Below are 7,012 nucleotides of genomic sequence, written 5' to 3'. Positions count from 1 at the left end.
CGGCAAGGGTCCGGGACGCTGGCATAAGCCCCCTGCGACTGCGACGGGAGAACGCGCTAATCCGCCTCGGGCGTCTTGTCAGGGTCGGCGGAGACGGGGACGACGAGGCAGACGGCGACGCCGCGGCCGGGGGCGGTGGTGACGTCGACGGAGCCGCCCACGTCGGCGAGCCGTTCGGTGAGGCCGAACAGGCCCAGGCCGGTGGCGTAGTCGCGGCGTTCCAGCATGTCGCCGGCCTCGAACCCCTCGCCCTCGTCGCGGACGGTCAGGCGGAGGCGGTCCGGCGTCGGGCGGTCGAGGTGAATCTCCGCCGTGTTCACGCCGGCGTATTTCACCACGTTCAGAAGCAGTTCGCGGGTCGCCTCGAACAGCAGCACGCGCAGGTCCTGCGGGAGCGCGCAGCATTCCCCCTCGTCGCAGCGGACCTCCACGGTCAGGCCGTGTTTCTCCTCATAGAAGTCGGCCAGCCAGTGGAGAGCGGCCGGCAGGCCGATCTCGTGCAGCACCGGCGGGGGGGACAGCTCCGTCGTCAGCGTGCGGGTGGCGGTGAGGGCGTCGGCGACGGACTGGGAGAGGCGTTCGAGCACCTCGCCCAGGCGGTCGGCGATTTCGCCGCCGGATTCGCCCGCCATCTCCCGGGCCAGGTGAACCTGCATGGTGGCGGCGACGAGTTCCTGCTGGAGGTTGTCGTGCAGGTGGCGGGCGAGCCGGCGCCGCTCCGCCTGCTCGGCGTCGACGACGCGGGCGTGCAGGCGGCCGAGGCGGGCGGACCGCTCCTCCGCCTCCCGCGTACGGGCCGCCAGCCGCTCGTTCAGTTCGTGGAGTTCGTCGCGGACGGCGTGCTGCTCCGTCAGGTCGATCAGGGCGGTCTGACAGCAGTCCGCCTCCCCGCCCCCCGCCAGCCCGATCAGCCGTACGGGCGCCTCGCGGCCGTCGCAGGTTCGCAGCGTCACCTCCTCCTCGACGGTCTCCCGTTCGGTCCGGCAGCGGCGGAGGAAGTCGTGGAAGGCCGCATGATCCTCACGCCGGATCCGTTGCAGGAGCGGCAGACCGGGCATCGCCGATCGGCGGACGCGCAGCAGCCGCTCGGCGCCGGCGTTCATGCAGCGAATGAGGCCCTGCGACGTGAGCTTGACCATCGCCACCGGGGCCAGATCGTAGAGATCCTCGTACTCGGACAGGGCCCGCTCCAGCGTCTCGCGGAGGTCGCGGTTCTCGCTCTCCAGCGTGCGTAACTGCTCCGTTCGCAGGGCCAGTTCGTGACGGAGGGAGTCCGGCCCCGCCGGGGACGGCGCGGAGGAATGCGGCGAGTGCAGCGTGGGCATGAAAGAAGAGCCTCCGGGGGCGAGGGCGTCCTCCGTGACGAACTCGGGGTGCGGCGGCGGGGTGCGGCGTCCTGTCGCAAGCCCCGGTGTACTGCGGCGCGGCCGAACGCAAAAGGGGGGGAATCCGACAGGTTCAGTCCGCCGCGGTCCCGTCGCCCGGCGTCACGTCGGTGACGGCCAACAGGATCAGCGGTTCGCGGTGGCCGTCGCCCTCCAGACAGCGGGCGTTGAGGCTCATCGTCCGCCGGCCGATGCCGGGAAAATCCTGCGTGACGCGGTAGTCCTCGAAGGAGGCGTTCTCCGGCAGGATCTCCTCCAACAGCGTGCGCAATTCCGGAACGTTCCACTGGCCGTCGCCGAGGTCGTAGATCCGGCGACCGTGGGTCTCCTCGGCGTCGACCGCGAACGTCTGCCGGAAGGCCCGGTTCGTCCGCTCGACCGTCAGGGCGTCGTTCAGCACGACCAGCGGCTGGGTCGTGGTGTCGAGGATGGCGTCGGCGAAGTCGCGGGCGGCGGTCAGCTCCCGTTCGCGGACGCGGAGCTCTTCCACGTCCAGCAGGCTCAACAGCGCCCCGCCCACGCGGCGGTCGCCGTCTTGATACGCCCGGACCCGCAGCACGTGGGTGCGGCCCTCCGGGTCGGTCACGTCCATCTCCACCGGTTCGAGGCTGTCGAGCACCCCCTGGATCAATTCTTCCAGATCGGGACAGTCCACCTTCGGGTTGATCTGCCCGATCGGCCGGCCGACGTCCCCGGGGATCAGGTTCAGCAGGTCCGCCGCCAGCGGGGTGTACCGGCGGACGGTCAGATCCGCCCCGACCATCACGACGGCCAGATGGACGTTGGCCATCAGGTTGGTCAGGTCGGCGTTGAGCCGGGAGAGGTCCTGGTTTCTGTGGTGGAGCTCCTCGTTGACGGTGTTGAGCTCCTCGTTGGTGCTCTGCAGTTCCTCCTTGGCGGTGTCGAGTTCCTCGTTGGTGCTTTGCAGCTCCTCGTTGCTGGAGAGGATCTCCTCGTTGGCGCTCTGAAGTTCGTCGTTGGAGGCCTCCAGGTCGCTGATGATCGCCTGGAGGTACTCCCGGTTGGCGAGCAGTTCCCGCTGGAGCTGGTCGACTTCCTGATCGCCGTCACCGGCGGGCGGGGCGCCGTGCGGGGCGCCGCGGTCTGAACTCGGGGCGGAGGGCTCAGTGAACACCACCAGGAAGTGCCGCTTGCCGTCGTCGTGCAGCGGGACGGCCTCCACGTCCACGGTCAGCGTGTCGGAGTTGTATCGCACCCGCAGCCCCTCGCGGCGGGCGGGACGGTCCTCCTCGCGGGCCTCGCGGGTCGCCGCCCGCAACCCGTGCAGCAGGCCCTCGCGGGCCATCTTGAGCAGGTTCAGGTTCGGCTCGCCGGGGGCGGCCTCCAGGTAGCGGCCGGTCTGGCCGCGGAACTGCACGATCGTCAGGTCGCCGTCCACCACCACGCCCGGCGGGGCGTAATGTTTCAGCACGGCGCGGTCGGCGAGGGTCTGCACGCTCTCGCCGACTGCCGTCCGCCGCCGCGGGCCGTCGAAGGCGCGCGGCAAGCCGCTGTGCACCGGGAAATCAATCTCCGGCCGCATCGCCCGCGGCTTCTTCGTGAAGATCCGGTGCTTCTTGTCCGCCGTGGCGAACAGGTCGCTGCGGGGCCCGACGCTCTCGGCGGAGCCGAGCATCAGGAAGCCGTCCGGCTTCAGGGCGTAGTGAAACACCCCCAGCAACCGGCTCTGGAGCGGTTGGCCGAGGTAGATCAGCACGTTCCGGCAGAGGACCAGGTCCAGCCGCGAGAAGGGCGGGTCCCGGGTCAGATCCTGCCGGGCGAACACGCACACGTCCCGCAGGGAGGGCCGGACCCTGTACCCCTCGTCGACCCGCTCGAAGTACTTCTCCAGCCGCTCCGGGGAGACCTCCGCCTCGATCCTCTTGCCGTAGACCCCGGCGCGGGCCTCGGCGACGGCGGCCTCGCTGACGTCGGTGGCGAAAATCTGAATCGGCGTGGTCCGGCTGCCGTCCCCGAGGAAGTCCATCAGCGTCATCGCCACGGAATACGCCTCCTCCCCCGTCGAGCACCCCGCCACCCAGACGCGGAACGGGTCGTCCTTGCCGCGGCGGCCGGCGATCGCGGGCAGCACGTCCCCCGCCAGCGCCTCGAACGTCTCCGGGTCGCGGAAGAACCGGGTCACGTGGATCAGCAGGTCGCCGGCCAGCCGGTTCACCTCCTCCGGCTGCTCTTCCAGGCGGGCGAGGTAGTCGGACGCCCTATCGCAGCGGCGCATCAGCATTCGCCGCTGGAGCCGCCGACGGATCGTCGCCGGCTTGTAGCGGGAGAAATCCACCCCGCAGGCCTCCCGCAGCAGGGCGAAAATTCGGGTCATCTCTCCGTCGGCGACGGCCAGGCGCTTGTGACCCGGCAGCAGCGCGGCGCCGCCGTCGCTCCCGTCGCCCAGTTCCGCCAGCGCCGCGGCCAGTGCGCGGGGGGGCATGACCAGGTGCGCCAACCCCCGGTCGATCACGCCGTTCGGCAGGCCGGTGTGTTCGCAGGACTCGGGATCCTGAACCAGCGCCAGCCCGCCGGCCGCGTCCACGGCTTCGGCCCCGCCCGGCCCGTCGCCGTCGGCCCCGCTGAGGAACACCGCCACGGCCCGCTCGCCGCGGCTCTCCGCCAGCGACCGCATAAACACGTCGATCGTCGCCAGCGGCGTCTCGTGCGCCGGCCGCTTGTGCGTCCGCAGCACCTCCCCCTCCAGCGTCACGTGACTGTCCGGCGGGTTCGTGTAGACCGTGTGCGGCTCGACGATCATCCCGTCGGCCGCCTGCCGCACCGGCATGTCCGTCACCCGGCCGAGCACCTCCGGCAGACTGCTGTGGTGTTCGGCCACCATGTGGACCAGGAACACGAACGCCGGCCCCGGCGTCTCCGGCAGGTTCTGGAGGATTTTTAGGAACGCCTCCAGCCCGCCGGCGCTGGCGCCCACGCCGACGACGGGAACGCCGCCCTGTTCTGAAGGAGGAGACTGGGACATCGGGCGCAGCGGCCGAGACGAGGAGTGAGAACGAAGGGTGGCCCGCGCCGCGATCGCCCGCGGCGTCCGCACGGTAGCGAAGGGGGACGCGTTCTGTCCGTCCGACGGGGGTCAGTCGTCCTCGCCCCGCCGATAGTCCCGGGGGGTCTGGCCGACGCTTTTGCGGAACGCCGCGGACAGATAGGCGGCGGAGCGATAGCCGGTGCGGGCGGCGATCTCCGCGATCGGCAGGTCCGTTTCCCTCAGCAGACGCCGCACCCGGTTCAGCCGCACCCGGGCGATCTCCTCGTGGGGCGTGCGGCCGAGAATCGTGCGGAAGCGGTCCTCCAGTGCCCGGCGGGACAGCGGCACCGCCCGCAGCACGTCCGCGACGTTAATTCCCGAACTGGCCCGCTGACGAATAAACCGCACCGCCGCGGCGACGTCCTCGTCGTCAATGGCCAGCACGTCCGTCGACTGCCGCGTCGCCACGCCCAGCGGCGGGAAAAAAATCGGCGCCGGATCGACCGGCCTTTCGGACATTAATTGATCCAGCCGGGAGGCCGCTTCGTAACCGATGCGGCGGGCGTCGGGGATCACGCTGGAGAGCGGCGGCGTGGCCAGTTCGCACAGCAGCCAGTCGTCGTCCACGCCGATCACCGCCGCCTCCTCCGGCACGGAGACGCCGAACTCGCGGCACACGTCTAATAAAAACTGGGCCTGAATATCGTAACAGGCCATCACCCCCACCGGCTTGGGCAGCTCCGACACCCAGACGCCCAGCCGTTCCCGCTCCCGGATCCAGGAGTGCTTCTCCCCGTGCCCCCCCGGCTCGCATTGATAGACGTCGCAGGGCAGGTCCGCCTCGGCAGCGAGGGCGGCGAAGGCGTCCCGCCGCTCCGCGGACCAGCGGAAGCGGGGCACGCCGCAGAACGCCAGTGAGGTGAAGCCGCGATCGGTCAGATGATCGAACGCCGCCCGGGCGATCGCGTGGTTGTCCGTCTCCACGCAGGGGGCCTCCGGCAGAAAGCGGCCGGAACTGACGTCGACGACCGGCGCCCCGCTGCGGAGCAACACCTCGGCCACCGCCGGCGACTCCACCCGGGCGACGATGCCGTCTCCGCCCCACCGTTCGATCCACTCCGGCGGCAGCGCCCCGCGCTCCTGCTCCGGCAAAAAGGTGGACCAGCCCTCGTGCTCCCGCTGCCAGGCGTTGATCCCGGTCAGCAACCCCCGGGCGTAGGCATTGGAAGTCTCGATCAGCAGCGCGACGGAGCGACGGCGGGGCGGCGGGGCGGACATGCTGCAGGTTCCGGTCGTTTTCGAGCGATGGCTGGCTTTGCGTGTTTTCGAAATTACTCTGCGCGATATCCCATTGCCAACCTCTGATCCATCCCTAGACTTCGATGCTTCCTCACCCCCAGTCCTTCGTTCGAAGGCAACCTAGGAGTTCTCCATGTCAGTCTTCCGTGCCAGGCGCCGTTCTGGCTTCACCCTCATCGAGCTGCTGGTGGTGATCGCGATTATCGCGATCCTCGTCTCGCTGCTCCTGCCCGCCGTCCAGCAGGCCCGCGAAGCGGCCCGCCGCAGCCAGTGCCAGAACAACCTGAAACAGATCGGACTGGCCTGCCACAACTACGAAAGTACCTATAAAGTTTTCCCGTCCGCCGGCGCCCGCGCCCACGGTCACGCGTACGCCCCGCTGGTGATGATCCTGCCGTTCATGGATCAGACCGCGCTCTGGAACCAGATCTCCAACCCGTACGACAACAACGGCGACGGGACGATCGACCCCAACGACGAATTTGAGCGGCCGTTCGGCCGGACCCACTGGGACGCGGCTTACCTGCCGATGCGGAAGGTAATCAGCACCTACCTCTGCCCGTCCGACAACGCCCCGCTGAACCCGGGCTGGGCCGCCAAAACGAACTACGGCTTGTGCGCCGGGGACAACTCGGACGGCGCCGGCGAGTTCGACGGCAACCGCGCCACCAACCGCGGCATGTTCGTGATCGGCCGCTACTTCAGCGTCGAGGCCGCCCGCGACGGGACGGTCAACACTCTGCTGTTCGCGGAGATGGGCCGGTACGACAACAGCGCCAACTGGCAGTCCCGTTGTATGACGAACGTCAGCTCGCTGACCCTCCCCAACAACACCTCTGGGTTCGATAACCCGAGCGCCTGCCTGCAGGAGGCGAGCGACCCGAACAACCCCGGCAAATATCCGGCGAGCGCCAGCTTGAACGATCGCGGCGGCAACTTCTGGGACGGCGGCGGTCTGCACGCGTCCGGCTTTAACACGATCCTGTCGCCCAACGGCCCGAGCTGCTCCCACGACGGCTCCCCCTGGAACGACTCCATCATGTCCGCCGGCAGCTACCACACCGGCATCGTGCAGGCGGTCATGGTCGACGGGTCGGTGCGGTCCATCTCCGAGACGATCAACTCCAAGACCCAGGGCATGTCCGAGGCCGCGGTGACCCGCGGCCGCAGCCCCTACGGCGTCTGGGGCGCGCTCGGCACCCGCGACGGCGGCGAAACCATCAGCGGCGACGAGTTCTGAGCCGCCGATTCGCAGCCTGTTAAGGGAATCGTAAAGAACGCCCCCGGCGAGCGACGCTCGCCGGGGGCGTTTTTTTTTAATGGATCCGGTCGGCGGCCCGGA

Annotated in this window: 4 protein-coding genes; 1 reads left to right on the top strand and 3 read right to left on the bottom strand. The window is 69.6% G+C overall.

The annotated features are described in order from the left end of the window. Positions 1–56: 56 nt before the first annotated feature. From ACG2DA_RS20925 to ACG2DA_RS20915, 3 genes are all read right to left on the bottom strand, one after another. Positions 57–1,325 (bottom strand): ATP-binding protein, encoded by a 1,269-nt coding sequence (locus tag ACG2DA_RS20925; RefSeq protein WP_395258401.1) that lies wholly within the window; start codon positions 1,323–1,325, stop codon positions 57–59. Positions 1,326–1,458: 133 nt separating this feature from the next. Next, complete coding sequence (locus ACG2DA_RS20920; RefSeq protein WP_395258399.1) at positions 1,459–4,368, bottom strand: CheR family methyltransferase; 2,910 nt, start codon at positions 4,366–4,368, stop codon at positions 1,459–1,461. Between the two features lie 111 nt (positions 4,369–4,479). After that, positions 4,480–5,649 carry a XylR family transcriptional regulator gene (locus ACG2DA_RS20915; protein WP_395258397.1) on the bottom strand — a complete coding sequence of 390 codons (1,170 nt, stop codon included), beginning with the start codon at positions 5,647–5,649 and terminating at the stop codon, positions 4,480–4,482. Positions 5,650–5,803: 154 nt separating this feature from the next. Between ACG2DA_RS20915 and ACG2DA_RS20910 the strand changes: the two genes are divergently transcribed. Beyond that, positions 5,804–6,910, top strand: a complete 1,107-nt coding sequence (locus ACG2DA_RS20910) for a DUF1559 domain-containing protein (protein WP_395258396.1) — start codon at positions 5,804–5,806, stop codon at positions 6,908–6,910. Positions 6,911–7,012: the final 102 nt, after the last annotated feature.

This window comes from Alienimonas sp. DA493 (assembly GCF_043951915.1).
Classification (GTDB): domain Bacteria; phylum Planctomycetota; class Planctomycetia; order Planctomycetales; family Planctomycetaceae; genus Alienimonas.
Note: the sequence above shows the minus strand (reverse complement) of the source record. Positions and strands in the feature narration are given on the sequence as shown.